The sequence below is a fragment of the Micromonospora sp. C41 genome (genome assembly GCF_018070485.1).
Lineage (GTDB): Bacteria > Actinomycetota > Actinomycetes > Mycobacteriales > Micromonosporaceae > Micromonospora > Micromonospora chalcea.
Genome location: NZ_JAGPXP010000016.1, coordinates 65201 through 89695, shown reverse-complemented (window position 1 = coordinate 89695; position 24495 = coordinate 65201). Strand labels below are relative to the sequence as shown.

Genomic DNA, 24495 nt, shown 5'->3' with positions numbered 1-24495 from the left:
GCAAAGGGCGGGTTTAGGGGAGGAGGGGGTGGCGGAGGACGTTTTCCTCTCGGCCCGGGCCCACACCCACCACGCTCACCCGGGTGCCGGTCAGCTCCTCGATGCGGGCGATGTAGCGCCTCGCGTTCTCCGGGAGCTCGTCCTCGGTGCGCGCCTTGGTGATGTCCTCCCACCAGCCGTCGTGCTCTTCGTAGATCGGCGTGGCGTGGTGGAAGTCGGTCTGCGTCATCGGCATGTCGTCGAAGCGCTCGCCGTTGATCTCGTACCCGACGCAGATCGGCACCTTCGCCAGACCGGTCAGCACGTCCAGCTTCGTGACCACGAGGTCGGTGACGCCGTTGAGGCGGCACGCGTACCGGGCCACCACCGCGTCGAACCAGCCGCAGCGGCGCTCCCGGCCGGTGGTGGTGCCGTACTCGTGGCCGACCTTGCGCAGGTGCTGCCCGTTGTCGTCGAACAGCTCGGTCGGGAATGGGCCGGAGCCCACCCGCGTCGTGTACGCCTTGCTCACCGCGATGACCTTGGTGATCGCGGTCGGCGGGATGCCCGCGCCCACGCACGCCCCGCCGGCGGTCGGGTTCGACGAGGTGACGAACGGGTAGGTGCCGTGGTCCATGTCGAGCATGGTGGCCTGGGCGCCCTCCAGCAGCACGGTCTCGCCGCGGTCGAGCGCGTCCCAGAGCATCACCCGGGTCTCGGCGATGTACGGGCGCAGCCGCTCGGCGTACTGGAGGTACTCCTCGACCGTCTCCTCGACGTCGATCGCCTTGCGGTTGTAGACCTTGAACAGCAGCTGGTTCTTCTCGCGGAGCGCCAGCTCCAGCTTCTTGCGCAGGATGCCCGGGTCGAGCAGGTCCTGCAGGCGGATGCCCATCCGGGCGACCTTGTCGCCGTACGCGGGGCCGATGCCCCGGCCGGTGGTGCCGATGCGGGCGCTGCCGAGGTAGCGCTCGACCACCCGGTCCAGCGCCCGGTGATGCGGCATGATCAGGTGCGCGTCGCCGGAGATGCGCAGGCGGGACACGTCCACGCCGCGCTCGGCGAGCCCGTCGATCTCCTGCAGCAGCACCTTCGGGTCGACCACCACGCCGTTGCCGATCACGATCATCGCGCTCGGTGACAGCGCACCGGACGGCATCAGGTGCAGCGCGTACTTCTGGCCGTCCGGCGTGATCACCGTGTGGCCTGCGTTGTTGCCGCCGGAGTAGCGCACGACGTAGTCGACCCGCTCACCCAGCAGGTCGGTAACCTTGCCCTTGCCCTCGTCGCCCCACTGGGCGCCGAGCAGCACGATCGCTGGCATCTCTTCCGCCTCCAGAAGGCTCGGGTGCCAGGTGGCGACCGGTCTGCGAGCCCGGGGTGTCAGGCTAACAAGTAGTGACGGCGGGACCAGCAGGGGTTGGTCGAGAAGCAGGAGGCTCCTTCGTGTACGACGTGGTGCTGCTCACCCTCGGCTCGGAGCGGGACGCTCCCGGTGGTGGCTGCGGCAGCGGCGGCGCCTGCTGCGGCGGCGCGGACGACACCGCCGCCGAGAGCGGCGAGGAGCGCTGCGAGACGCCGCGCGTACCGGTGCTGGCCTGCGCGGACGAGCTGACCGCCCGGGGTGCCCGGGTGACCACGGTGACCGCCCGGTCGGACGCCGAGATCGACGAGGTGCTGGCCCGGCTCGACGGCCCACCGCGCCCCGACGGCCTCACCTGGCCGGACCCCGACGGCAAGACCCGGCTGATCGTCGCCACGGCCAGTGACGGTCAGTTGCGCGCCGTCCTGCGCCGGCTGGTGCGCCGGTACGCTCCGCCGCCGAGCCGCCGCCCCGCTGACCTGGCCGACAACCGGACGGTGCCCGACCTGCCCCCGGTCGGCGTACTCCCGCTCGATCCGGCCCGGTCCGGGACGGCGCGTGACCTGGCCGCGCAGCTCGGGCTGCCCCGGGATCCGGCCGGGGTGGCCGCGGCGGTGCTGGACGGCACGGCCCGGCGGCTGGACCTGCTGCGCAACGACGGCGGCTCGGTGACGCTCGACGGCGCGCTGCTCGGCGCCGCCGACGACGCCGGCCGGCCGCTGCACTGGCGGGCCCGGGTCGAGGTCGACGGCACGGTGCTCAGTGACGGCGCCGAGCCGATCACCGCGTGCGCGATCGGCAACGCGGGCGGGTACGCGCGCCTCGGCGAGGTGGACCTGCTGGGCGGGCCGGACCCGGCCGACGGACGGGTGACGGTCGGCGTCGCCGTACCAGTGGTGACCCGGTCGGCGTTGGGCCGGAAGAAGGTCCGCCTGGAGGTACGGCGGGCGCGGGGACGTGCGGTGGCGGTGGTGCCCCGCGACGAGAAGGTGCCCTTCCTCGACGACGGCGTCGAGGGCGAGCTGAGCCGCAAGCGCTCCTGGTGGACCGAGCCGGGCGCCTGGGCGGTCTGGACGGGCTGACCTCGGTCGATCCCCGTCCGGCTCGCGCCGCTGGCCGTACCGCCTATCCTCGGCGGAAGGAATGGGGAGGAACCGTGGTGCACGACAACGACGACCGGGCCCACGTGCCGGGTCGAGGGCAGGTGCCGGAGCGGGACGTCGAGCCGCTCTGGCCGCCGGAGGAGACCGACGGCGTGGTCACCGCCCCGCCCTGGGCGGCCGTGCCCTGGCCGCTTCCGCCGGCCGACGCCCCCACGCCGTCGACGTCGGACGTCCCGGGGCCACCGGCGCCCGCGGTCGATCTGGACCTGCCGTTCACGCTCGACCAGCCGCCTGCCGGCGCGGCGCCGGCCCAGCCGGGCTCACCGGTCACGGCCGCCACGCCTCCCGCGTCGCAGGCAGCGCCCGGCCCGGATCCGGCCGCCGCATATCCCTCGTTGCAGGGCGCGCCCGCTCCCGACCCGGCCGCCACGCGGACACTGCCGGACCCGGCTGACACGCAGACGGCAGCCGACCCGGAGGACACGCGGACAACGGCGCGCTCGGCCGACGCGCGGGCATCGGCCGACGCGGACGGCGAGGGCGCCGGCAACGGCCGGGCCGTGTCTCCGTGGGCCCAGCCGCCGCAGCGGGCCACTGCCGACTCCGCACCGGACCTCGTTCCCGCTGACAGCGACACGCCGGGGTCCGGCACCGACCCGGCGCGGGCCGTCCACGCCGACGGCGCCGTCTCCGGCCGGGCCTCGGTCGCCGGCACTGCGCTCCCGCCGCCCGACACCGCCCCGGTGACCGGCCGGGCGCAGGTCACCGGAGCGTCGTCGCCGGGCACGGGTGAGCCGGCGCCGGAGCCGCCGCGTCTCGGGCCGTTCCCACCGTCGCCGGGCGTGCCGGCGCCGCCGTCGCCCTACGGCAACGGCTACCCGCAGGCCGGCTATCCCCAGGCCGGCTACCCACAGGCCGGCTACCAGCCGCAACCCGGCCAGCCCGGCTGGTACCCGCCGCCCGGCTGGACGCCACAGCCCGGCCCGCCCCAGACCGGCTCGACCCAGACCAGTCCGGCGCAGGCCAGTCCGGCGCAGGCCGGTCCGACGCAGGCCGGTCCGACGCAGGCAGTCGCGGCGCCCAACGGCCCGGCGCACAACGGCCCAGCGCAGACCGGGCCGGCGCAGACCGGCGCCCCGGTTCCACCGCACGTGCCCGCCCCGCCGGTGTCCGGCCCGGCCGCGCCCCAGCCACCACAGCAGCCGGCGTACCCGGAGCAGGGCTGGACGCCGCAGCAGGCGGTACCCCCGACCGCCGAGGACTTCGCCCGCCGCCGCCAGGCCCGGCCGGTCGACCCGGTGGCCACCATGGGCGTACGCGCGGTGGTCAACAAGATCGGGCTGGTCCGGCTCGCGCCCGGGCGGCACGAGCAGGAGGTGAAGCGCGACATCGAGATGGTCCGCCGCAACTTCGGCGGGCTGCGCCAGGTGACTGTGGTCAACCCGAAGGGCGGCGCCGGCAAGACGGTGGCGATCCTGCTGCTCGCCATGACGTTCGGCCAGAAGCGCGGCGGATACGTGCTGGCCTGGGACAACAACGAGACCCAGGGCACCCTCGGCATGCGGGCGCAGCAGGACTTCCACGCCCGTACGGTGCGCGACATGCTGCGCGACCTGGCGCAGTTCCAGGGGCCGCACGGCCGGGTGGGTGACCTCTCGCAGTACGTCCGCTCGCAGGGCGAGGGCATGTTCGACGTGCTCGCCTCGGACGAGTCGGCGACCGGCGGCGAGATGCTCACCGCCGCCGCGTTCGCGGAGATCCGCGAGGTGGTCAGCCGCTTCTACAAGCTGATCTTCGTGGACACCGGGAACAACGTCCGGGCGCAGAACTGGCAGGCCGCGATGGACGCCACCGACCAGCTCGTGGTGACCATGTCGGCCCGGAACGACTCGGCCGAGACCGCCGCCCGGATGCTCGACCACCTAGAGCAGAGCGGCCGGCAGCGGCTGGTCCGGCAGGCGGTGACAGTGGTGTCGATGCCGCCGTCGCGCAAGGAGATCGACCTGCCCGCGATCCAGGCCCACTTCGCGGCGCGGACCCGGGCGGTGCTGCTGGCGCCGTACGAGCGGCTCATCGACACCGGCGAGCCGCTGCGGTACGGGCAGCTCTCCTCCGCCACCCGGGACGCCTGGCTGAAGATCGCCGCGTCGGTGGCGGAAGGGCTGTAGGACGGGCGCGACGGCCGGTACCCAGGTGGGGACCGGCCGTCGCGGCAGTGGTCAGTCGCCGGAGAGCGCGTCTCCGGCGGCCGGGTCGCAGTCACGGAGGAACTGGGCGCACCGGGCCGCCTCGTCCGCCTCGCCGATCTCGCCCGCCGCGCGGGACAGCACGTAGAGGCAGCGCAGGAAGCCCTGGTTGGGCGCGTGCGACCAGGGCACCGGGCCGTGGCCCTTCCAGCCGCTGCGGCGCAGCTGGTCGAGGCCCCGGTGGTAGCCGGTGCGGGCGTACGCGTACGCCGTGACGACCTGGCCCGCGGCGAGCGCGCGGCCGGCCAGCGCGGCCCAGGCCGCACTGTAGGTCGGGAAGCGGGCCGCGACCTCGGCGTACGCCTCGTCGGTGCCCTGCTCGGCCGCCGCCGCCAGCGCGGCGTCGGCCTCCTCGTGGGCCGGGAGCAGGGTGGCCGGTGGCTCAGGCAACAGGTTCTGCATCGCCCCATTCAACCCGCTTCGCCATCGGGTACGCGAGGGGCCTCGCCCGTACGGTTGGCTGAACGGCTGAGGGTTTCGTCACGCCTGCGGCGGGAGCACACGTACCCGCGGCCCATGCCGCCGACGTGGTTCTTGCACTACAAATACAGATCCGGAGCCTCCCCAGGACCCGGTTACGCAGGAGCCCGGCGGCGTGCCCGCCGGGCTCCTGTCGTTCCCGCCCCCGGTTTCGGCACTTGCCGTGCGGAGGCAGGATGACGGGGTGCCGACCCCACCACCCGCGGACGTCATCGAGCCGCACGCGCCCCACGTCAACGAGATCGAGACCCGCACCGCGTTCGAGCAGCGGCTGGCCGGGGGGACCCTGGCCGGGCTGACCGTGCAGGGCCTCCGCCTCGACCTCGACCCGGTCCCCGACCTGCGCCACGTCGACGTCACCGGCACGCTCTTCGTGGGCTGCCGGTTCGCCGGCCGCGAGGTGGGCGCGGACCTGGTCCGGCGGGGCGCCAACGTGGTCCCGCCGTTCTCCGGGCTGCCCTACCCGACCCAGCCGTCGCACCTCTACACGGCCGACGAGCTGGCCGCCGGGTTCGCCGAGAGCGGGTTCGCCGGGATGTACGACACCCGGGTGTACGCGCACTTCCGGGCGCACGGCGGCGCGCTGCCGGACGTACGCGAGGCGCTCGGGCAGCGACTGCACGACCACGGTGTGGACAACGCGCTGGCCGACGCCACCCGGTCGTGGCTGGCCGCGCACGGCCCGCAGTCGGTGGTGGGCGTGATGGGCGGGCACGCGGTGCCGCGCGGCAGCGTCGCGTACCGGATGGCGGCGGTGCTGGGCTGGGAGCTGGCGCGGGCCGACCGCTTGGTGGTGACCGGCGGCGGTCCGGGCGTGATGGAGGCGGCGAACCTCGGCGCGTTCCTCGCTGCGTGGCCGGCCGAGGAGCTGTCCGCCGCGATCGACACGCTCGCCGTCGCGCCGGACTTCACCGACCACGAGCGGTACACGGCGGCGGCGCTGGCGGTGCGCAAGCGGTACGCGGACGGCCCGTCGCTGCCGTCGCCCCGTCCGTCGGCGCCCGGCACCGAGTGGGCCCGGTCCGGCGGGCTGGCCATCCCCACCTGGCTGTACGGCCACGAGCCGGCGAACCTGTTCGCGGGCCGGATCGCGAAGTACTTCTCCAACGCCATCCGGGAGGACACGATCCTGCGGCTGGCCCGGGGCGGGATCGTGTTCGCACCAGGCAAGGCCGGCACCGTGCAGGAGGTGTTCCAGGCGGCCACCAAGACGTTCTACGGCACCGACGGGGCGAGCGGGGCGTACGTGTTCCTGGACCGCGCGTACTGGACCACCGAGCTGCCGGTGGAGTCGCTGCTGCGGCCGCTGTTCGCCGCGTCCCCGTTCGGCGACCTGTCGCACACGATCCACCTGACCGACGACGTACGCGACGCCGTCCGCCTGCTGGTGCAGTGAAAGGAAGGGCCCCTTTTTAACGCCTCCGGTAGAGGAAGGGCCCCTTGTTAACGCACGGCGTTAACAAGGGGCCCTTCCTTACACGCGGAGGGTCACTTCATGGTGGTGCCGGTGGAGCGCAGGTGCTCGCAGGCCTCGACCACGCGGGCGGCCATGCCGGCCTCGGCGGCCTTGCCCCAGACGCGCGGGTCGTACATCTTCTTGTTGCCGACCTCGCCGTCGACCTTCAGCACGCCGTCGTAGTTGCGGAACATGTGGTCCGCGACCGGGCGGGTGAAGGTGTACTGGGTGTCGGTGTCGATGTTCATCTTCACCACGCCGTAGTCCAGCGCCTCCCGGATCTCCGAGAGCAGCGAGCCGGAGCCGCCGTGGAAGACCAGGCTGAGCGGCTTGTCCTTGCCGTACTTGGCGCCGACCGCGTCCTGGATCTGCTTGAGCACCTCGGGGCGCAGCTTGACGTTGCCCGGCTTGTAGACGCCGTGCACGTTGCCGAAGGTCAGCGCCGCCATGTAGCGGCCCTTCTCGCCCAGGCCGAGCGCGTCGACCATGGCCAGGCCGTCCTCGACGGTGGTGTAGAGCTTGTCGTTGATGGCGTTCTCGACGCCGTCCTCCTCGCCGCCGACGACGCCGACCTCGATCTCCAGGACGATCTTGCCCTTGGCGGCCTCGGTGAGGAGCTGCTCGGCGATCTCCAGGTTCTCCGCCACCGGCACGGCCGAGCCGTCCCACATGTGCGACTGGAACAGCGGCTCCTGGCCGGCCTTGACGCGCTCCTGCGAGATGGCCATCAGCGGCCGGACGAACTTGTCCAGCTTGTCCTTCGGGCAGTGGTCGGTGTGCAGCGCGATGTTCACCGGGTACTTCTTGGCGACCTCGTGGGCGTACGCGGCGAACGCCACCGCGCCGGTCACCATGTCCTTCACGGACGGGCCGGACAAGTACTCCGCGCCGCCGGTGGAGACCTGGATGATGCCGTCGCTCTCCGCGTCGGCGAAGCCCTTGAGCGCCGCGTTCAGCGTCTGCGAGGAGGTCACGTTGATCGCGGGGTACGCGTACCGGCCGGCCTTGGCCCGGTCCAGCATCTCCGCGTAAGCCTCAGGGGAAGCGATGGGCATGTCGAACGCTCCTTACTTACCGCTCTCGGCCGTGCAGGCCGCTGTCTTCCATGGGCGCGACCGTTCCGGTCGCTCACGTCCACGGGTGCGCCGGACCGCGCTGTCCACCGCGGGCAGTATCCCGTAGGAGCGCGCACGGGGCACAACCGGCCCGGGCGCTGCTCACCGATTCTCCAGCCGGTCCGGCACGACGACGCTGATCAGCCAGCTCACCACCGCCACCACGATGGCGCCCCAGAAGGCGGCCCAGAACCCGTCCACGTGGAACGGGAGCTTCAGCAGACCGGCGATCCAGTCGGTCAGCATGAACAGCAGCGCGTTCACCACCAGCGCGAACAGGCCGAGCGTGAGCAGGTAGAACACACAGCCGAACACCTTGATGAGCGGCTTGAGCACCGCGTTCACGACACCGAAGACCAGCGCCACCACGATCAGGGTGAGCACGTTGTTGCCGGTGTTACGGCCGCTCACCTCCACCCCGGGCACGATCAGCGTCGCGATCCACAACGCGACCGCCGTGATCGCCAGTCGGATCAGAAAGCCCATGGCAACCATCCTGGCACCGGCCGCGCGCCGGGAGCGGGACAATCGCCGACTCCGCGTTCCGCCCGCCGCCGGGCGGCGACCCGGACCAGCCCGTACGGTGGTGGGGACGATGCCCGCACGGAGATCAGGGAGGGACGATGGGTCAGCCCGACGAGGACTTCGCGCCCAGTGACCACCTCGCCCCGGAGGAGCGGGATCTGGAGGCCGAGCCGGCCGACGCGGTCGAGCAGGCCACCACAGTGACCGACGACAGCGACGGCGAGCCGCACCGCGGCCTGGAGGTCGACGACTGGGACGCCATGGAGCAGGCCCGCGTGGTCACCGCCGACGAGGACGACTACCGCTGATCCGGCGCCCGGGTCACCGCAGGGCGGTGACCCGGGCCGGATGGGCGGCGGCCCATTCCCCCAGCCGGTCGGCCCGCAGCGCGTCCAGGAACCCCGGGGTGAGTTCGGGGTCCGCCTCGTACCCGCGACCGTTCCACTCGGCGAGCACCGGGAAGGCGACCGCGACCGGCTCGGCGGCGCCGGCCCGGGCGGTCGCGCCCACCAGCGCCGGCAACGACAGGTCACCGGCGTCGACAGTGACGGCCGGGCCGATCCGGATGAGCAGCCGGTTGAGTTGCGCCGGATCGGTCGCCGTTCCCCGCTCACGCATCTGGCGGAGCAGGCCGGCGGCGTAGCGCGCCGCGTTGCGGTCGCGGTCCAGTCCGCCGCCGCGCAGGCCGTACCGCTGCCGCAGCAGGTCCACCGCCGCCGCGCCGTCGAGCCGCTGGCATCCGGCGGGAAAGCGCCGCTCGGTGTGCACCGAGCGAACCGGCTCCGGCAGGCAGACCGGCACGCCGCCGACCGCGTCGGTCAGGTCACGGGCCCCCGGGTACGTGAGCACCGCGCCCGCGTCGACGCGTACCCCGGTCAGCCGGGCGACCGCCTGGCGGGTCGCCCGGTAGCCGGCCGCCAGGTCGGCGCCCGAACCGGTGGCGCGGGAGAAGGTCGCGTTGAGTTTCTCCGTTCCGCCCGGCGCCGGCACCAGCAGGTCACGCGGGAGCGACACCAGGTAGAGCCGGCTCCGGTCGGCCGGCACGTGCACCAGCAGCACCGAGTCGGCACGGCGGCTGCCGGCCGACTGGTCGACGCCGAGCAGCAGCAGGTTCAGCGCGCCGCCGGGCTCCGGCTCCGGCGTGGCGAGCAGGGGCGCCGCCGTGGGCGCCGGTGGCCGGGGCGCCATGGCGGTGAAGCCGACCAACGCGACGGCGGCGACCGCCAGCGCCGTGCCGGCCAGGCGTACGCGCCGACGGCGTCGACGGCGGGTGATCACCGCCCGGTCGACGGCGGCCCGGACCGGGCCGACGGGCGGGGTCGACTCCTCGAGGCGGGCGAACGCGGCCCGCAGCTCGTCCTCGATCATCAGGAGACCTCCACGAGTTCGGCTCGGAGGGTGGCCAGCGCGCGCGAGATGCTGGACCGGACGGTGCCCACGGCGCAGCCGAGGATCTCGGCTATCTCCCCGTCCGGCAGGTCCTCGTAGTAGCGCAGCACCAGCGCGGCGCGCTGCCGCCGGGGCAGTCGGGACAGCCAGGAGCGGACCTGGTCCCGGTCGACTGCGGACTGGGCGTGGTCGGCGGACGCGGGCACCGAGTCGTCGACGTCGCCGCGCAGCAGCACGCGCCGCGCCCACGAGCCGCGCCGCCAGTCGATGAACTGGTTGGTGAGCATGCGTCGCACGTATCGCTCCGGGGCGTCGCTGCGAGCCACCCGCCGCCAGTGCAGCTGCACCCGGACCATGGTGTCCTGCACCAGGTCCTGGGCCTGGTGCGGGTCTCCGGTCAGCATGACCGCGTACCGCAGCAGGGCGCCCAACCGCGCGTCGGCGAACTCCTCGTACGTCACTGCACCTCCCGGTGTCCGTTTGAAGGACGGTCCCGGGCGGCTGGAACATTGCGGCGGCGACGATCATCCGTTCGGTCAATATTCATCATCTGGGACAACGCGATCCCTTAAGGAATCTTTAAGCTCCGTGGGCTCCACCTGATCACCCCCACGGGAGGACCCTCCACATGCTCAGCAACTCCAGCCGGCGTCTGCTCGCCGGGTTGGGCGTCGCAGGCGCGTTCGTCGCCGCCTCCGCCACACCCGGCTTCGCGGCTGACCCCAAGGTCAAGCTCGGCGTCTACTTCAGCGACACGACGATCGCCGCCGACTCGGACGGCAAGATCGACTACAGCATCATCCGCAGTTCGACCTCGGTCGTGCTGCACGACCTCACCGTCCGCTACGACCTCACCGGCCTCGCCGGCAAGGTGACCGTCGGCGAGGAGGAGAACACCGGTACGGACTGCACCTCGCCGTCGGCGAACGTGCTCGTGTGCACGACGCCCTGGGAGGTGGAGCTCGACGAGTGGGGTCTGTCCGGCGTCTTCCCGGTGCAGATCAAGCCCACCGGCAAGGCCCAGGACGGCGACACCGGCACGCTCAAGGTGACGCTGTCGGCGAACGGCGTCGACAGCGTCTCGCACGAGGCCAAGGTGCGCGTCGGTGAGGGCGTCGACCTGGCCGCCGGCCCGGAGACCACGGTGTCGGCCGCTCCGGGCAAGGGCTTCACCGCGCCGCTGAAGGTGACGAACGTCGGCGAGACCACCGCCAAGGGCGCCGCCGTCGTCTTCTACAACGACTACGGCATGAACGCCGCCAAGCACTACAGCAACTGCACGTACGTCGGTGACGAGCTGCGCACCTGCCGGTTCGACGAGGAGCTCCCCGGCGGCAGCACGTTCGGCGCGACGCTGCCGTACGCGCTCGGCGCGGACACCATGGCGCCCGGCAACCGGTACGGCGAGATCATCTGGATGACGCCGGACGAGTTCGAGGACTTCGAGAACTACCTCGGCAACTACGACGTGACCATCGGCAAGCCGGGCACCGACGGCAAGCTGACGCTGGCCGAGGCCGCCGGCCGCGCCGCCGCGCGGGGTTTCCAGGCCGACCCGCGGCCGGAGAACAACGCCTCGTACCTGCAGGTGAAGGTCACCGGCAACAACAGCACCGACCTGGAGGCGCTCGGCGCGTCGGTCACCGGCAAGGCGGGCGCGACCGTCAAGGCGACGGTGGGGCTGCGCAACAACGGCCCGGCCACGCTCGACTACAGCCGCTCCGGCAGCTCGGTCACGTACCTGACCTTCGACGTGCCGAAGGGCACCACCACGACCGCCGTGCCGGAGAACTGCTTCCCGGTGAAGGGCGACGAGTGGGGTGAGCCGGGCAAGCCGGGCGCGCGTCACTACCGCTGCTACTTCGACTCGTTCCTGAAGGCCGGGGACACCGTGAAGCTGGACTTCGGCCTGAAGATCGACAAGGTGATCGCCAACGACACCGGCCTCGTGAAGATCAACGTGCCGTGCGAGTGCGACGGCGGCTTCTACCGTGACCTGAAGCCGGCCAACGACACCGCCAAGGTCGTCGTCAACGCGGCGCCGGGTGGCGGCGACGGTGGCCAGGGCGGCGGTGACGGCGGCACGCTGCCGATCACCGGTTCCTCCACCGGCCTGATCGCCGGCCTCGGTGCGCTGCTGCTCGCCGCCGGCGCGGTCGGCTACGTGCTGACCCGCCGCCGCAAGACCCGCTTCGTAGCCTGACGAGAAGCACAAAGGTGCCCCGCCGACCACAGGTCGGGGGGGCACCACCACATAGAAAGCAAAGACACCCAGCAGCACGGATGAGACAAGCCGGACCAGGTCGGGTTTCCGGGGGAGCCCGACCCGCGCAGGGATCAAGCCTGACCGCCCGGAGCGGGTCGGGCTCCCCCGGAAACCCCCACGACAGAAGACACAAACCCAAGAGATCATCGACAAGTGCTACTGACCCTGACCACGACCCACCGCCCCGCGACCGACCTCGGCCACCTTTTGGTGAAGCATCCGGACCGCGTGCAGACCTTCGATCTGCCCGCCGGCGCCGCGCATGTGTTCTACCCGGAGGCGGACGAGGCGCGCTGCACGGCGGCGCTGCTGGTCGAGGTCGATCCGCTCAAGCTGGGCGGGGGCCGGAAGAACCGCGCGCCGGAGGGCTTCGCGCTCGGGCAGTACGTCAACGACCGCCCGTACGCCGCCTCCAGCCTGCTCTCGTCGGCGCTGTCGAAGGTGTTCCGCTCCGCGCTGCGGGGCGAGTCGCGTGACCGTCCCGAACTGGCCGCGACCGCGATCCCGCTGACCGTACGGGTGCCGGTGCTGCGCTGCCGGGGCGGCGCGGAGCTGGCGGTACGGATCTTCGCCCCGCTGGGCTGGACCGTGACTGCCACCCCGATCCCGCTCGACGAGACGTACCCGGAGTGGGGTGACAGCCGCTACGTCGACCTGACGCTGACCGGCACGCTGCGGCTCGCGGACGCCCTCAACCACCTGTACGTGCTGCTGCCGGTGCTCGACGACGCGAAGCACTACTGGGTGGCGCCGGACGAGGTGGACAAGCTGCTGCGCGCGGGCGCCGGCTGGCTGGCCGGTCATCCGGAGCGGGCCCTGATCACGCGGCGCTACCTGGCGCACCGCCGGGCGCTCGCGGGCGTGGCGATGGCCCGCCTGACCGAGCTGCGCCTGGCCGACGAGCCGCCCGCCGACGACAGCATCGACCCCGCGCCCGGAGAAGCGCCGGTGGTGGAGGACGTCCGCCGCGCCTCGCTGGCGGTACGGCGGCGCGAGGCGGTGCTCGCCGCGCTGCGGGACAACGGTGCGAGCCGGGTGCTGGATCTGGGCTGCGGTGGCGGCGCGCTGCTGACCGCGCTCGTCGCGGACCGGCGCTTCACCGAGGTGGTGGGCGTCGACGTGTCCGACCGGTCGCTGGCCATGGCGGCCCGGCGGCTGCGCCTGGACCGGCTGCCGGAGCGGCAGCGGGACCGGATCCGGCTGTGGCAGTCGGCGCTGACCTACCGCGACGACCGGCTCCGGGGGTACGACGCGGCGGTGCTGATGGAGGTCGTGGAGCACCTCGATCCGCCGCGCCTGCCCGCGCTGGAGGACGCGGTGTTCGGTCACGCCCGGCCGGGCACGGTCGTGGTGACCACCCCGAACGTGGAGTACAACGTCCGCTACGAGGGGCTCGGGCCGGGCCGGTTCCGGCACGCGGACCACCGGTTCGAGTGGACCCGGGCCGAGTTCGCGGCCTGGGTGGATCAGGTGGCGGCGGCGCACGGCTACACGGCTGTCGTCGGCGGTGTCGGCGACGACGACCCGGAGGTGGGCGCGCCGACCCAGATGGCGGTGCTCACCCGCGCCGACCGCAACGAGAACACCAGCGACGACCGGAAGGAGGCGACGAACCGATGACCGTCCTGGACATCCCCGAGCTGGCACTGGTGGCGCTCGTCGGCGTCTCCGGCTCCGGCAAGTCCACGTTCGCCCGGCGGCACTTCGCGCCCAGCCAGGTGCTCTCCTCGGACACGTTCCGCGGCCTGGTGGCCGACGACGAGAACGACCAGTCCGCGTCCGCCGACGCGTTCGACGCGCTGCACCACGTCGCCGCCATCCGGCTGCGGCGCGGCCTGCTGACAGTGGTCGACGCGACGAACCTCCAGCCGCACGCCCGCGCCGGGCTGATCCGGGTCGCCCGGGAGCACGACGTGCTGCCGGTGGCGATCGTGCTGGACGTGCCGGAGGCGGTGGCCTGGGAGCGTACCGAGGCGCGCGCCGACCGCACGCACGGCCGGCAGGTGCTCAACCGGATGCGCCGCGACCTGCGGCAGTCGTACGGGCGGCTGGCCCGCGAGGGCTTCCGCAAGGTGCACGTGCTGCGCGGCGTGGAGGAGATCGACGCCGCGGAGATCCGCTACGAGAAGCTGTTCAACGACCGGCGCGAGCTGACCGGCCCGTTCGACGTGATCGGGGACGTGCACGGCTGCCGTACCGAGCTGGAGGCGCTGCTGTCCCGGCTCGGCTACGTGCTGCGACGCGACGACGCGGGCCGCCCGGTGGACGCGGAGCACCCGTCGGGGCGTACCGCGGTGTTCGTCGGTGACCTGGTGGACCGCGGCCCGGACTCCCCCGGCGTGCTCCGCCTGGTGATGGGCATGGTGGCGGCCGGCCACGCGATCTGCGTGCCGGGCAACCACGAGCAGAAGCTGCAGCGCAAGCTGCGCGGCCGGGACGTCCGGCTGACCCACGGTCTGGCCGAGACGATGGAGCAGCTCGCCGCGGAGCCGCCGGAGTTCGTCGCCGAGGTGGAGACGTTCATCGACGGCCTGGTCAGCCACTTCGTGCTCGACGGCGGCCGGCTGGTGGTGGCGCACGCCGGGCTGAAGGAGGCGTACCACGGGCGGGCGTCCGGCCGGGTGCGGTCGTTCGCGCTCTACGGCGAGACCACCGGCGAGACCGACGAGTACGGCCTGCCGGTGCGCTACCCGTGGGCGCGCGACTACCGGGGCTCGGCGATGGTCGTGTACGGGCACACGCCGACTCCCGAGCCGGAGTGGGTGAACAACACCATCTGCCTGGACACCGGTTGCGTGTTCGGCGGAAAGCTGACCGCGCTGCGCTACCCGGAGAAGGAGCTGGTCGCCGTACCGGCGGTGAAGGAGTGGTACGCCCCGGCCCGGCCGCTGGTCCCGGTCGCGCCCGTGCGGCCGGACACCGTGCTGGACCTGGCCGACGTGACCGGGCGACGCCACGTCACCCACCCGTACGGGTCGCTCACAGTGCCGGCCGAGAACGCCGCCGCCGCGCTGGAGGTGATGAGCCGCTTCGCTGTCGACCCGGGCCGGCTGGTGTGGCTGCCGCCGACCATGGCGCCCTGCTCCACGTCGACTGTCGAGGGGTTCCTGGAGCACCCGGCCGAGGCGTTCGCCGACTACCGGGCGGCCGGTGTCGACCGGGTGGTCTGCGAGGAGAAGCACATGGGCTCGCGGGCGGTGGTGCTCGTGGAGCGGGAGCCGGGCCGGTTCGACGGCGGGGTGGTGCACACCCGTACCGGTAGGCCGTTCTTCGGCCCGCCGCTCGACGGCGAGCTGCTGGCCCGGGTGCGCGCCGCGGTCACCACCGCCGGTCTCTGGGCCGAGCTGGGCGCCGACTGGCTGCTGCTCGACGCCGAGCTGCTGCCCTGGTCGGCGAAGGCGAGCGGGCTGATCCGCGAGCAGTACGCCGGGGTGGGCGCGGCCGGGCGGGCGGCGCTGCCGCCGGTGCTCGCCGCGCTGGACTCGGCCGCCGCGCGCGGGCTGCCGGTGGACGGGCTGCGTGACCGGATGGCCGAGCGGGCCGCCGAGGTGACCGCCTACTCGGCGGCCTACCGGGCGTACGTCCGGCCGACCGACGGGTTGCGCGGGGTGACGCTGGCGCCGTTCGCGGTGCTGGCCGGGGCCGGGGTGAGCTACGCCGACCGCGACCACGGCTGGCACCTGGCGCTGGCCGACCGGCTCTGCGCCGCCGACCCGGAGTTCTTCACCCCGACCCGGCGGCGGGTGGTGGACCTGTCCGACGAGTCGGCGGTGGCGGACGCGACGCAGTGGTGGCTGGCGCTCACCGCGGCCGGCGGCGAGGGCATGGTGGTCAAGCCGTACGCGGGCCTGGCCGCCCGTGGTCCGAAGGGCCCGCTGCTGCAGCCGGGGATCAAGTGCCGGGGCCGCGAGTACCTGCGGATCATCTACGGTCCCGGTTACACGGACGCACGTCAGCTCGCCGCGTTGCGCCGGCGCTCGCTGGGTCGCAAGCGCGGGCTCGCGCTGCGCGAGCACGGCCTGGGCCTGGCCGCGCTGGACGCGCTGTCCGAGGACGCGCCGCTCTGGCGCCGCCACGAGCTGGTGTTCGCGATCCTCGCCTGCGAGTCCGAGCCCGTCGATCCCCGCCTCTGACGAGGACGCCCGGTCCGGCCGAAATGCCGGACCGGGCCGGGGTACCCTGTGTGGCCGTGGACACAGCAGAGAAGACACGGATGTTCTCCGAGAGCGTGGCGCTGAACCCGCTCGATCCGAAGGACCTCATCCACACCTTCGGCATGATCGGCGTCTGGGTCATCCTCTTCGCCGAGACCGGGCTGCTGGTCGGCTTCTTCTTCCCGGGCGACTCGCTGCTGTTCCTCGCCGGGGTGGCCGCCTCCCCGGTGGCCGACGCCATCTTCGGCGACGGCACCCGCCTGTCCCTGGCCGGGCTGATGATCGGCGGGCCGCTCTGCGCCATCGTCGGCGCGCAGCTCGGGCACTGGCTCGGCGCCCGGTACGGCCGCCGCATGTTCGACAAGCCCAACTCCCGCCTGTTCAAGCGGGAGTACGTGGAGAAGGCCGAGTACTACTTCCAGAAGTTCGGGCCGGCGAAGGCGGTGGTGCTGGCCCGGTTCATCCCGATCGTGCGGACGTTCCTCAACCCGGTGGCCGGCGTGCTCGGCATGTCGGCCCGCCAGTTCTTCGTGTGGAACGTGGTGGGCGCGGTCCTCTGGGTCGACGGCATCCTGCTGATCGGCTACCTGCTGGCCCGGCAGATCTACGACGCCATCGGCGACAAGATCGACAGGTACATCCTGCCGGTGGTCGCGCTGATCATCGTGATCTCGGTGCTGCCGATCTTCTTCGAGTTCCTGCGGGACCGGCGTGCGCGCAAGCGCGGCGAGGCGGTCGCGGTGATCACCGCGGCGACCGTGGCCGGCACCGTGGAGGCGGCTCGCGAGGGCATCGAGGAGCACCGGCCGGGCCACGGAGACGGCGGGCAGCACCGCCGCTGAGCACGGTTCAGACACCGAAGGCCGGCCCTCGGGCGAGGACCGGCCTTCGGCATGACTGATCGAACCGGGTCACACGAACGGCCGCAGCCGTCATCGTGCGCTGATGGCGCCACCCCTCGCACGCCACCGGGCACCCGGCCGGGACGACCCTCTACGGGCCGGCCCGAAAGGTTTCAGCGAGCCTTCTTGGTGGCCCGCTTCCGCGGCGGGGTGAGCAGATCCGCGATCGTGGCGATCGCGGACGGCACCAGCCGGTAGTACGCCCAGACCCCGCGCTTCTCCCGCTCCAGCAAGCCGGCCTCGGTGAGGATTCGCAGGTGGTGGCTGACCGTCGGCTGCGAGAGGCCGAGCGGCGCGGTGAGGTCACACACGCACGCCTCCCCCTCGGGAGCCGACTGGATCAGGCTGAGCAGCCGCAGCCGTGCGGGGTCCGCGAGGGCCTTGAGGACCCCCGCAAGCCGCTCGGCGTCGGCGCGTTCGATCGGCTCGCCGGCAAGCGGCGAGATCTGAGGCATGGTCATTTCAGCCAACGCAGTTCCCACGTATTCCATCCTTCCACCAGCAGCATCGATCCGCCTGCATATCAGCAGATCCGAATCGGCAGACTTTTACGCCACAAGGCCGAGGTCAGCCAACGTATAGGCCGCCCGATAGGGCAATCCGGCGGCTCGCACCGCGTCGCCGGCGCCTCGATCAACAATAACCGCCACACCCACCACTTCGGCCCCCGCCTCGCGTAATGCCTCGACCGCCGTCAAAACACTTCCGCCAGTGGTGGAGGTGTCCTCAACCGCCAGGACCCGGCGACCGGCCACGTCCGGACCTTCGATCCGGCGCTGGAGGCCGTGCGCCTTGCCCTCCTTACGGACCACGAACGCGTCCACCGCGCCGTCGGTGCCGGCCGAGGCGTGCAACATGGCGGCGGCCACCGGATCGGCGCCCAGGGTCAGCCCACCAACCGCGTCGTACGCCCAGTCGGCGGTCAGATCGAGCATGACCCGACCGATCAACGGAGCCGCTTCGTGATGGAGCGTGACCCGGCGCAGATCCACGTACCAGTCCGCCTCGCGGCCCGACGAGAGCACCACCCGGCCGTGGACCACAGCCAGGTCACTGATGAATTTGCGCAGGTCGTCGCGGTCGCCCATGGCCCAAGAGAGTACTTCGCAAGTCTGAGAGCCGTGCTCGGGGTCCGCCCTGGTCAACCCAGTGGGCGACCGATGGGTGGCGATGAGCGGCTACGCTGCGCGACCGTCCATCGAGGTCGGCCGCCGACCGGCCCCGCCGCCGCTCAGCCGCGTCGCCGGTCGACCGCGCCCCGGGTGTCCCGGCGGAAGCCCCGCAGCAGGCGCTTCGGGGCGTACCGCAGCCCGGCGACCGCCACCTTGTACTTCCAGTCCGGGACACTCACGAACTTGCCTTTATGCAGGTCACGGAGCCCTTCGGCGACCACATCGTCGGCACGCAGCCAGGCCCAGGCGGGCAGGCGCGACATGTCGATGCCGACCCGCTCGTGGATGCCGGTGCGGGTGTAGCCGGGGCAGAGCGCCATCACCCGTACGCCGAGCGGCGCGACGGACTGGCCGATCGACTCGCTGAAATTCGTCACCCACGCCTTGCTGGCCGAGTACGTGGATCCCGGCATGGGGACACCGAAGCCCGCAACGGAAGAGACATTTATCACTGCCCCTTGCCCTCGTTCGATCATCGGGCCGAGCGCGGCGTGGGTCAGACGCAGCACCGCGAGCACGTTGAGCCGTACCAGCCGCGCCTCGTCGGCCACCGGCGACCGGACGAACGAGGTGTTCAAGCTGATCCCCGCGTTGTTCACCAGCAGGTCGACCGGTGGGCCGTCGGCAAGCCGGCGCTCGACCGCCGCACAACCGTCCTCGGTGGACAGATCGGCCGCGATCGTCTCCGCGTCGCCGCCGTGCCGGCCGGTCAGCTCGGTCGCGAGCGCGTCGAGCCGGGTGGCGTCCCGGGCCACCAGGACGAGGTCCCAGCCGCCGGCGGCGAGCCGCCGGGCGAACGCCTCGCCGATGCCGAGGCTGGCGCCGGTGACCAGGGCTCGGCGCCGGGAGGGGTGGGTGTCACCGGTCATGGGCGGTCCTCGGGAGGCGGCGGGGCGGCCCACGGCGACGCGGGCGGGGCGGACGCGGGCGGGGCGGACGGCTGTTGCAGGCCGGGCGGCGGTCCCCAGGGCGTCGGCCCGGAGACGGGCGCGCCGGACACGGTGGCGCCGTACCCGGACGGCCGCGCCGGTCCGGTGCCGCTGCGCAGGAACGCGCCGGCCGACGGCAACGTGAGCAGCGCGGCGACCACCAGATAGCCGAGGATCTGCGCCACCGACACCACCGCGTTCACCGGGATCCACCACCCCGGGTAGGCGTCCCCGACCAGCCCGAGCAGGTCGGCGGTGATCCGGTCCTCGGGGCCGAGTTGCAACGGGTCGGCCCGCTGGCCGACCAGCAACGCCAGCCCGCAACAGCCGCAGAGCAGGCCGGTGCCGGCGACGACCCAGGTTCCCACGCGGGCCCCGGACCGGCCGGCGAGCAGGCCGAGCGCCAGCCCGACCAGCAGCAGCGCGGCCAGCACGCCGAGCACGGCGGCGAGGTAGGTCGAGGCGCGCAGCAGGCCGGCCACCTGGTCGATGTCGCCACCGCTCGCGCCGGTCTCGTCCGCCGCGGCGGCCCGGAACCGGTCCACCGTGCCGCCGGTGACGGCGAGGTTCGCCACCGCGTACGCCACGGCGCCGACCGCCATCGCCAGCAGCACCGCCACCGCGGCGAGGACGGCGCCCGGCCGGCGGGGGGCGGCCCGATCGGGGTACGACACGACTGATCCCTCCGGTAGGCGTCGGATGCAACCTACTCGGAGGGATCGTCGGCGTCGCCTCAATCCGGACGTCAACTTCCGGGTGGCGGCTCCGGGTCGCGGCGCTCGCCCGGCTGACCGGCCGGCCCGGCCGACGGCGGCGGACCGCCCGGCGTGGACGGCGGCGGGGTGCCGGGAGCCGGCGGGTACGCCGGGTCGCCGGTCGGGCCCGGGTACGACGGGTACGACGGGTCACCCGCGTGCCCCGGGGCCGCCGGGTACGCGCCGCCCGGTACCGGCGGCTCCCAGCCGGCCTTGGGCTTGCGGAAGAACTCGTTCGCCTTCGGCAGCGCCAGCAGGATCAGCGCGGCCAGCAGGGCGAGCAGCGCCACCAGGCCCAGCAGCAGGTTGACCGGGGTGTACCAGGACGGCAGAGCGTCGTCGAGCCGGCGCTGGATCTCGTCCGGGCTGGGCATGTCACCCGTGGCGGTGCCGCCGGTCATGCCACCGGTGAGGCCGGTGAGCAGCCCGCCGCCGGTGCAGCAGAGCAGGATGCCGCCCAGCACCCAGGTGGTGATCCGGGAGGCGTTCTTGCCCCTGTTGTTCAGCAGCGCGAGCACGACGAGCCCGGCCGCGATCAGCAGCGACACGATCGCCGTGACGATGCTGAACACGTACGCGATGTCGGCGGCCCCCTCGGCCGAGGAGCCCGCGTACGCGTCGGTGAGGACGTCGCGGACGGTGCCCGCGACGGTCAGCGCCACGATCAGGTTCACCACCTGGATCGCGGCGACGAGAATGAGCAGCCAGCTGGAAAGCGTCACCACACTGGGACGCGCGCGGGGCGCGGTGCCCGGAGCATCGGCCATGATTCTCCCTTTCCTGGATCAGGTGACCACCGTAGCGATCTCGCACCAGGTCAGCATGTCGGAACGGCTCACCGGTCCGCGGCGCGGCGCAGCCGGCGGTGCTCGGCGGTGACCACACCGAGCAGCGCCAGGTCGAGCGCGACCGCGGAGACCGCGCCGAACTGGTTGACGGTGAAGTTGAAGACCTGCCCGAACAGCAGGTCGACCAGGAGCGCCAGCTTGAACAGCCGGAACGCCTCGGCCCGGTCGCGGCGCAGCAGCCAGGCGGCCCACAGGCCGAGCACGGCCGTGATCAGCGCGCTGGCGCTGACACCGAGGATCGCACCCCACTCCCGTTCCTCGCCCAGGTGCCCGGTCACGCCGTCGAGGAACACGGCCAGCACGGTGAGCACCGGCTCCACCACCAGATAGACCACCACCGGCCAGATGAGCCAGCGGCGTCCGGCCGCCCAGACGGCGAGACGCCGGGCCCGGTCCGCCGCTCGCTGCCAGAACCGCACCGGCGGCGGCTCCCGGCGGGGTACGGCGTCCAGCAGTTGCGCCACCGCCGTCTCGGTGGCCGGTCCGGTGCCCTGCACGAGACGCAGCACGGCGATCCGCCGCCTGTCGGTCAATCCGCCGGGCAGGCCGCTGAGCACCACGTCCAGCGCGTTGGCGGTGCGTTCGGCGGGGGTGAGCCGGGAGCGGCCGGTGCGCCCGCGTACCGCCTGGGTGAGCAGGACCAGCAGCGCGAACGCGACGTAGATGATGGCGGCGGCGGGGGCGTAGAAGTAGTCGGTGCCGGTGGTGACGAACTTGCCCACCTCGTCGATGAACAGCCCGAACCCGATGCCGCCGATCACCGCTCCGCCGCTGCGGGCGCCACCGCCGAGGAAGACCAGCGGGATGCCCAGACCCACGGCGAGCAGCAGGCCGCCCCAGAGCACGTGCGCGATGTGCAGCCCGCCGCCACCGAGCTGTGGATAGTCGGCGGCCTTCAGGTACGCGCGTACGGCCAGCACGGTGACCACGCCGGAGAGCACGAACGCCTGGAGGTAGGACGCAGCCTGGATCGCCCGGGTCGGCAGCCGGCGGACCAGCCAGCCGATCCCCGGCCGGTAGCGCGGCGATTCGGGTGGCATGCCCCGAAACCTAGTAGCCGCGCCACTCCTCGCGGGCGTAGTCCAGCACCCTCGGTCGCAACAACGTGTTGGCCGGCATGTCCAGCCGGGCCCGGTCGGCGGGGAACGTGGCGGCTGCGGCCACCACCTCCGGGGTGAGGAAACGCAGCGGCGGCCGGTCGTCCGGCAGCGCCAGTTCCGGCGCCACGTCACCCGGCGCGGCGAGCACGAATCCCCAGTCGCCGAAGCTCGGCACGTCGACGTGGTACGGCACGGTGGCGAAGCCGGCCTCGCGGATCGACCGCTCGATCGACCAGTACGACCGGGGTGCGAAGTAGGGCGACCCGGACTGCACGACGAGCCGCCCGCCGGGGGCCAGCACCGGCCGGATCAGCGTGTAGAACTCGATCGTGTAGAGCTTCGCGGTGGCCGTCTCGTCCGGGTCGGGCAGGTCGGCGATCACCACGTCGAAGCGGTCCGTGGCGGTACGCAGCCACGCGAACGCGTCAAGGTTGAGCACCCGTACCCGGGGGTCGGTGAGCGAGCCGCCGTTCAGCTCGCGCAGTTGCGGCTCGCGGCGGGCCAGCTCGACCACTGCCGGGTCGAGGTCGACGAGCGTCACCGAACGCACGTCCGGGTACTTGAGGATCTCCCGCGCGGCCAGCCCGTCCCCGGCGCCGAGCACCAGCACGTCGCCGTGCGCCCCGCGCATCGCCGGGTGCACGAGTGCCTCGTGGTAGCGGTACTCGTCGATCGAGCTGAACTGCAGGTCGCCGTTGAGGAACAGCCGCAGGTCGGTGTCGGAGCGGCCGGGCTCGGGCACCGACCGGGTCAGCACGATCTCCTGGTAGCGGCTGCGCTCGGCGTGCACCACCGGGTCGCGGTAGAGCTGCTGGCGGGTGGTCACCTCGAAGTCGTGGGCGGTCACCCAGGCGTACCCGAGGAGCAGGCCGACCACGGCGGTGGCCGCGCCCAGCGCGGCCCGCGCCCGGCGGCTGAGGTCGGCGCGGAACACGGTGAAGACGAGCACCACCCCGGCGACCGCGTTCACCGCGCCCACCACGAGCGCGCCCTTGAGCTGGCCGAAGGCCGGGATCAGCAGGAACGGGAAGGCCAGCCCGCCGAGCAGCGCGCCCACGTAGTCGGCGGCGAACAGGTCGGCCACCGCGCTGCCCGCGGACTGTTCCCGGATGCGTTGCAGCATCACCATGAGCAGCGGGATCTCCGCGCCGATCAGCAGGCCGAGCACGAACGCGGTGCCGACGAGCGCCGGGCCGTACAGGTCGAGCCAGGCGAACGCGGCGTAGAGGCCGAGCACGGAGAGGCCGCCGAGCAGCGCCAGCGTCAGCTCGATCACCGCGAACGAGACCACCGCCCGGGACTGCAACGGCTTCGCCACCAGCGCGCCGACGCCCATCGCGAAGACCATCACGCCGAGCACGATCGACGCCTGACCGACCGTGTCGCCGATCAGGTAGCTGCCGAGCGCGACCAGCGCCAGCTCGTACACCAGGCCGCAGGCCGCGCAGACGAAGACCGCGAGCAGGACCGCCGCGCGGGCCAGGCGCCACCGCGGCCGTGCGGCCACGTCGGCGGTCACCGTCTGCTCCGGGTACGTCCGGCGGCTCCCGCCCCGGCACGCTGCGCGGGCACCCGTCCCCGGTGGCTGCGGCGCTGCCGCACGCCCACGGCGATGAACAGCGCGGCGAGCAGGAACAGTCCGACCGAGCTTAGGACGTAGATCCAGCGGTCCCGCCAGAAGTCGTTGCCGGCGTCCGGCAGCGGCGCGGCAGCGGTGGACGGCGCGGCGGTGGGCGTCGCGGCCGGTCCGGCCAGCCCGCGTTCGGCGGCGAGCAGCGGCAGGATCGTGGCGGCCCGGGTGACGGCCCAGCCCGGGTCGTCGAGGAACGCGTCCTCGTCCAGCCCGAAGCGACCCAGCCGGGTCTCGATCGCGGCGAGGTCGGCGAACTCGATGTCGTCCGACCCCTTGATCCGGATCGTGGCGGAGTCCTCCGACTCGCTGCTGGACGAGGTGTACCTGACGTTCGCGGAGACCGCGATCCAGCGCGCGCAGCCGGGCGCGTCGACGACTGTGATGCCGTCGCCGAGGTTGGAGCCGACGCTCACCTCGTCGTACACGTCGAGCAGTTCCCAGCCGTAGCAGATGCCCTGGCTGTCGGCGGCGGCCCGGAGGATCGGCACGGTGCCGGAGCGTTCGTCGGCGGCCGGCGCGGGGACGGAAGTGTCCGAGTCGCCGCTGAACGCGCCGACGGCGCAGACGACGACCACGACCCCCACGACCACGGACCAGATCACCGTCTGGCTGCGTTTGTCCTTCCCCGCCGAATGCTGTGCGGGCTTTCCGCTCATCAGATGATTGCGGCTGCGATGATCGCGCCGGTGGCGAGGTGCACGGTGGCCGAGACCCACACCGCCGGGTGCGGCTCCGGATCGACCAACAGCTCACCGAGCTTGCCCGGAGTGGCGGCGTCGAGCAGCATGAACGCCACCGCCATGATCACCAGGCCGAGGATGCCGTACGCGCCCGCGCCGATCAGCCCCAGCCGGAAGTCGTTGTCGCTGGCCACGATCGCGGCCACCACGATGGTGCCCACCCCGACCAGGTTCGACGAGAGCAACAGCGCCGCGTTGCGGTTGCGCTCGACCCAGATCAGCTCGTGAAGCTTGCCCGGGGTGGCCACGTCGACCAGGACGTAACCGATGGCCATCAGAACGACGCCGACCACGCCGTACGCGAGGGTGACCAGCAGATCGGTGACGAGATGCTGCACAG

General features: G+C 72.8%; 23 protein-coding genes. 8 read left to right on the top strand and 15 right to left on the bottom strand.

All coding sequences use genetic code 11. The features are described 5' to 3' along the window. Nucleotides 1-13: 13 nt before the first annotated feature. Nucleotides 14-1303: an adenylosuccinate synthase gene (locus KBX43_RS18600; RefSeq protein ID WP_043327554.1), complete on the bottom strand. Its 1290-nt coding sequence runs from the start codon at nt 1301-1303 to the stop codon at nt 14-16. 122 nt (nt 1304-1425) lie between these two features. On the opposite strand from KBX43_RS18600, the gene KBX43_RS18595 reads away from it, so the two are divergent. Next, nucleotides 1426-2424 (top strand): diacylglycerol kinase family protein, encoded by a 999-nt coding sequence (locus KBX43_RS18595; protein ID WP_043327555.1) that lies wholly within the window; start codon nt 1426-1428, stop codon nt 2422-2424. 74 nt (nt 2425-2498) lie between these two features. Beyond that, the gene (locus KBX43_RS18590; protein WP_210885978.1) at nt 2499-4613 is read left to right on the top strand and encodes a chromosome partitioning protein; all 2115 of its coding nucleotides are present in this window, start codon (nt 2499-2501) and stop codon (nt 4611-4613) included. Between the two features lie 51 nt (nt 4614-4664). On the opposite strand, the gene KBX43_RS18585 is transcribed toward KBX43_RS18590, so the two are convergent. Then, complete coding sequence (locus KBX43_RS18585) at nt 4665-5093, bottom strand: DUF3151 domain-containing protein (protein WP_043327556.1); 429 nt, start codon at nt 5091-5093, stop codon at nt 4665-4667. Nucleotides 5094-5355: 262 nt separating this feature from the next. On the opposite strand from KBX43_RS18585, the gene KBX43_RS18580 reads away from it, so the two are divergent. Next, complete coding sequence (locus KBX43_RS18580; RefSeq protein ID WP_210869622.1) at nt 5356-6567, top strand: LOG family protein; 1212 nt, start codon at nt 5356-5358, stop codon at nt 6565-6567. 92 nt (nt 6568-6659) lie between these two features. Here KBX43_RS18580 and fbaA read toward each other — a convergent pair whose 3' ends face one another. Both fbaA and KBX43_RS18570 read right to left on the bottom strand, forming a co-directional pair. After that, nucleotides 6660-7682, bottom strand: coding sequence for a class II fructose-bisphosphate aldolase (fbaA, locus tag KBX43_RS18575; RefSeq protein ID WP_043327558.1), 1023 nt, complete (start codon nt 7680-7682; stop codon nt 6660-6662). 162 nt (nt 7683-7844) lie between these two features. Next, nucleotides 7845-8228, bottom strand: a complete 384-nt coding sequence (locus KBX43_RS18570) for a phage holin family protein (protein WP_043327559.1) — start codon at nt 8226-8228, stop codon at nt 7845-7847. Nucleotides 8229-8365: 137 nt separating this feature from the next. On the opposite strand from KBX43_RS18570, the gene KBX43_RS18565 reads away from it, so the two are divergent. Further along, on the top strand, nt 8366-8575 hold the full coding sequence (locus tag KBX43_RS18565; protein WP_030500565.1) for a hypothetical protein: 210 nt from the start codon (nt 8366-8368) through the stop codon (nt 8573-8575). A gap of 13 nt (nt 8576-8588) precedes the next feature. On the opposite strand, the gene KBX43_RS18560 is transcribed toward KBX43_RS18565, so the two are convergent. Both KBX43_RS18560 and KBX43_RS18555 read right to left on the bottom strand, forming a co-directional pair. Beyond that, nucleotides 8589-9635, bottom strand: a complete 1047-nt coding sequence (locus KBX43_RS18560) for an LCP family protein (RefSeq protein ID WP_210885962.1) — start codon at nt 9633-9635, stop codon at nt 8589-8591. Further along, the gene (locus tag KBX43_RS18555) at nt 9635-10117 is read right to left on the bottom strand and encodes a SigE family RNA polymerase sigma factor (RefSeq protein ID WP_043327561.1); all 483 of its coding nucleotides are present in this window, start codon (nt 10115-10117) and stop codon (nt 9635-9637) included. Before KBX43_RS18555 ends, KBX43_RS18560 begins: the two co-directional genes overlap by 1 nt. Nucleotides 10118-10284: 167 nt before the next feature. Between KBX43_RS18555 and KBX43_RS18550 the strand changes: the two genes are divergently transcribed. From KBX43_RS18550 to KBX43_RS18535, 4 genes are all read left to right on the top strand, one after another. Then, nucleotides 10285-11859 (top strand): LPXTG cell wall anchor domain-containing protein, encoded by a 1575-nt coding sequence (locus KBX43_RS18550; protein WP_043327562.1) that lies wholly within the window; start codon nt 10285-10287, stop codon nt 11857-11859. A gap of 216 nt (nt 11860-12075) precedes the next feature. Continuing rightward, a complete protein-coding gene (locus tag KBX43_RS18545; protein ID WP_210885958.1) occupies nt 12076-13542 on the top strand; it encodes a 3' terminal RNA ribose 2'-O-methyltransferase Hen1 in 1467 nt (488 codons plus the stop codon). Continuing rightward, complete coding sequence (locus KBX43_RS18540) at nt 13539-16055, top strand: polynucleotide kinase-phosphatase (RefSeq protein WP_210885955.1); 2517 nt, start codon at nt 13539-13541, stop codon at nt 16053-16055. The genes KBX43_RS18545 and KBX43_RS18540 overlap by 4 nt, the downstream gene beginning before the upstream one ends. A gap of 23 nt (nt 16056-16078) precedes the next feature. Then, nucleotides 16079-16918 (top strand): DedA family protein, encoded by an 840-nt coding sequence (locus KBX43_RS18535; RefSeq protein WP_104113383.1) that lies wholly within the window; start codon nt 16079-16081, stop codon nt 16916-16918. A gap of 173 nt (nt 16919-17091) precedes the next feature. Here the strand turns inward: KBX43_RS18535 and KBX43_RS18530 are convergent, their stop codons facing one another. The 9 genes from KBX43_RS18530 to KBX43_RS18490 form a co-directional block, all read right to left on the bottom strand. After that, nucleotides 17092-17469, bottom strand: coding sequence for a helix-turn-helix transcriptional regulator (locus KBX43_RS18530; protein ID WP_007454255.1), 378 nt, complete (start codon nt 17467-17469; stop codon nt 17092-17094). A gap of 57 nt (nt 17470-17526) precedes the next feature. Then, nucleotides 17527-18066 carry an orotate phosphoribosyltransferase gene (gene pyrE / locus KBX43_RS18525; RefSeq protein ID WP_043327566.1) on the bottom strand — a complete coding sequence of 180 codons (540 nt, stop codon included), beginning with the start codon at nt 18064-18066 and terminating at the stop codon, nt 17527-17529. A 143-nt stretch (nt 18067-18209) separates the two neighbouring features. Next, nucleotides 18210-19019: an SDR family oxidoreductase gene (locus KBX43_RS18520; protein ID WP_113972275.1), complete on the bottom strand. Its 810-nt coding sequence runs from the start codon at nt 19017-19019 to the stop codon at nt 18210-18212. Then, a complete protein-coding gene (locus KBX43_RS18515) occupies nt 19016-19753 on the bottom strand; it encodes a hypothetical protein (protein ID WP_210885952.1) in 738 nt (245 codons plus the stop codon). The genes KBX43_RS18520 and KBX43_RS18515 overlap by 4 nt, the downstream gene beginning before the upstream one ends. A 71-nt stretch (nt 19754-19824) precedes the next feature. Next, on the bottom strand, nt 19825-20601 hold the full coding sequence (locus tag KBX43_RS18510; protein WP_210885949.1) for a hypothetical protein: 777 nt from the start codon (nt 20599-20601) through the stop codon (nt 19825-19827). Between the two features lie 68 nt (nt 20602-20669). Next, nucleotides 20670-21668 carry a hypothetical protein gene (locus KBX43_RS18505; protein ID WP_043330768.1) on the bottom strand — a complete coding sequence of 333 codons (999 nt, stop codon included), beginning with the start codon at nt 21666-21668 and terminating at the stop codon, nt 20670-20672. A 64-nt stretch (nt 21669-21732) separates the two neighbouring features. Next, nucleotides 21733-23301: a polyamine aminopropyltransferase gene (locus KBX43_RS18500; RefSeq protein ID WP_140946125.1), complete on the bottom strand. Its 1569-nt coding sequence runs from the start codon at nt 23299-23301 to the stop codon at nt 21733-21735. After that, a complete protein-coding gene (locus KBX43_RS18495; protein WP_210885946.1) occupies nt 23298-24071 on the bottom strand; it encodes a hypothetical protein in 774 nt (257 codons plus the stop codon). The genes KBX43_RS18500 and KBX43_RS18495 overlap by 4 nt, the downstream gene beginning before the upstream one ends. Continuing rightward, complete coding sequence (locus KBX43_RS18490; RefSeq protein ID WP_043327571.1) at nt 24071-24493, bottom strand: DUF350 domain-containing protein; 423 nt, start codon at nt 24491-24493, stop codon at nt 24071-24073. Before KBX43_RS18490 ends, KBX43_RS18495 begins: the two co-directional genes overlap by 1 nt. Nucleotides 24494-24495: the final 2 nt, after the last annotated feature.

Bases quoted from the DNA above. Each gene is read 5' to 3' on its own strand.
- KBX43_RS18600 (WP_043327554.1), bottom strand. From the start codon at position 1,303: ATGCCAGCGATCGTGCTGCTCGGCGCCCAGTGGGGCGACGAGGGCAAG.
- KBX43_RS18585 (WP_043327556.1), bottom strand. From the start codon at position 5,093: ATGCAGAACCTGTTGCCTGAGCCACCGGCCACCCTGCTCCCGGCCCAC.
- fbaA (WP_043327558.1), bottom strand. From the start codon at position 7,682: ATGCCCATCGCTTCCCCTGAGGCTTACGCGGAGATGCTGGACCGGGCC.
- KBX43_RS18570 (WP_043327559.1), bottom strand. From the start codon at position 8,228: ATGGGCTTTCTGATCCGACTGGCGATCACGGCGGTCGCGTTGTGGATC.
- KBX43_RS18565 (WP_030500565.1), top strand. From the start codon at position 8,366: ATGGGTCAGCCCGACGAGGACTTCGCGCCCAGTGACCACCTCGCCCCG.
- KBX43_RS18560 (WP_210885962.1), bottom strand. From the start codon at position 9,635: ATGATCGAGGACGAGCTGCGGGCCGCGTTCGCCCGCCTCGAGGAGTCG.
- KBX43_RS18550 (WP_043327562.1), top strand. From the start codon at position 10,285: ATGCTCAGCAACTCCAGCCGGCGTCTGCTCGCCGGGTTGGGCGTCGCA.
- KBX43_RS18540 (WP_210885955.1), top strand. From the start codon at position 13,539: ATGACCGTCCTGGACATCCCCGAGCTGGCACTGGTGGCGCTCGTCGGC.
- KBX43_RS18535 (WP_104113383.1), top strand. From the start codon at position 16,079: ATGCCGGACCGGGCCGGGGTACCCTGTGTGGCCGTGGACACAGCAGAG.
- KBX43_RS18530 (WP_007454255.1), bottom strand. From the start codon at position 17,469: ATGGAATACGTGGGAACTGCGTTGGCTGAAATGACCATGCCTCAGATC.
- pyrE (WP_043327566.1), bottom strand. From the start codon at position 18,066: ATGGGCGACCGCGACGACCTGCGCAAATTCATCAGTGACCTGGCTGTG.
- KBX43_RS18520 (WP_113972275.1), bottom strand. From the start codon at position 19,019: ATGACCGGTGACACCCACCCCTCCCGGCGCCGAGCCCTGGTCACCGGC.
- KBX43_RS18510 (WP_210885949.1), bottom strand. From the start codon at position 20,601: ATGGCCGATGCTCCGGGCACCGCGCCCCGCGCGCGTCCCAGTGTGGTG.
- KBX43_RS18495 (WP_210885946.1), bottom strand. From the start codon at position 24,071: ATGAGCGGAAAGCCCGCACAGCATTCGGCGGGGAAGGACAAACGCAGC.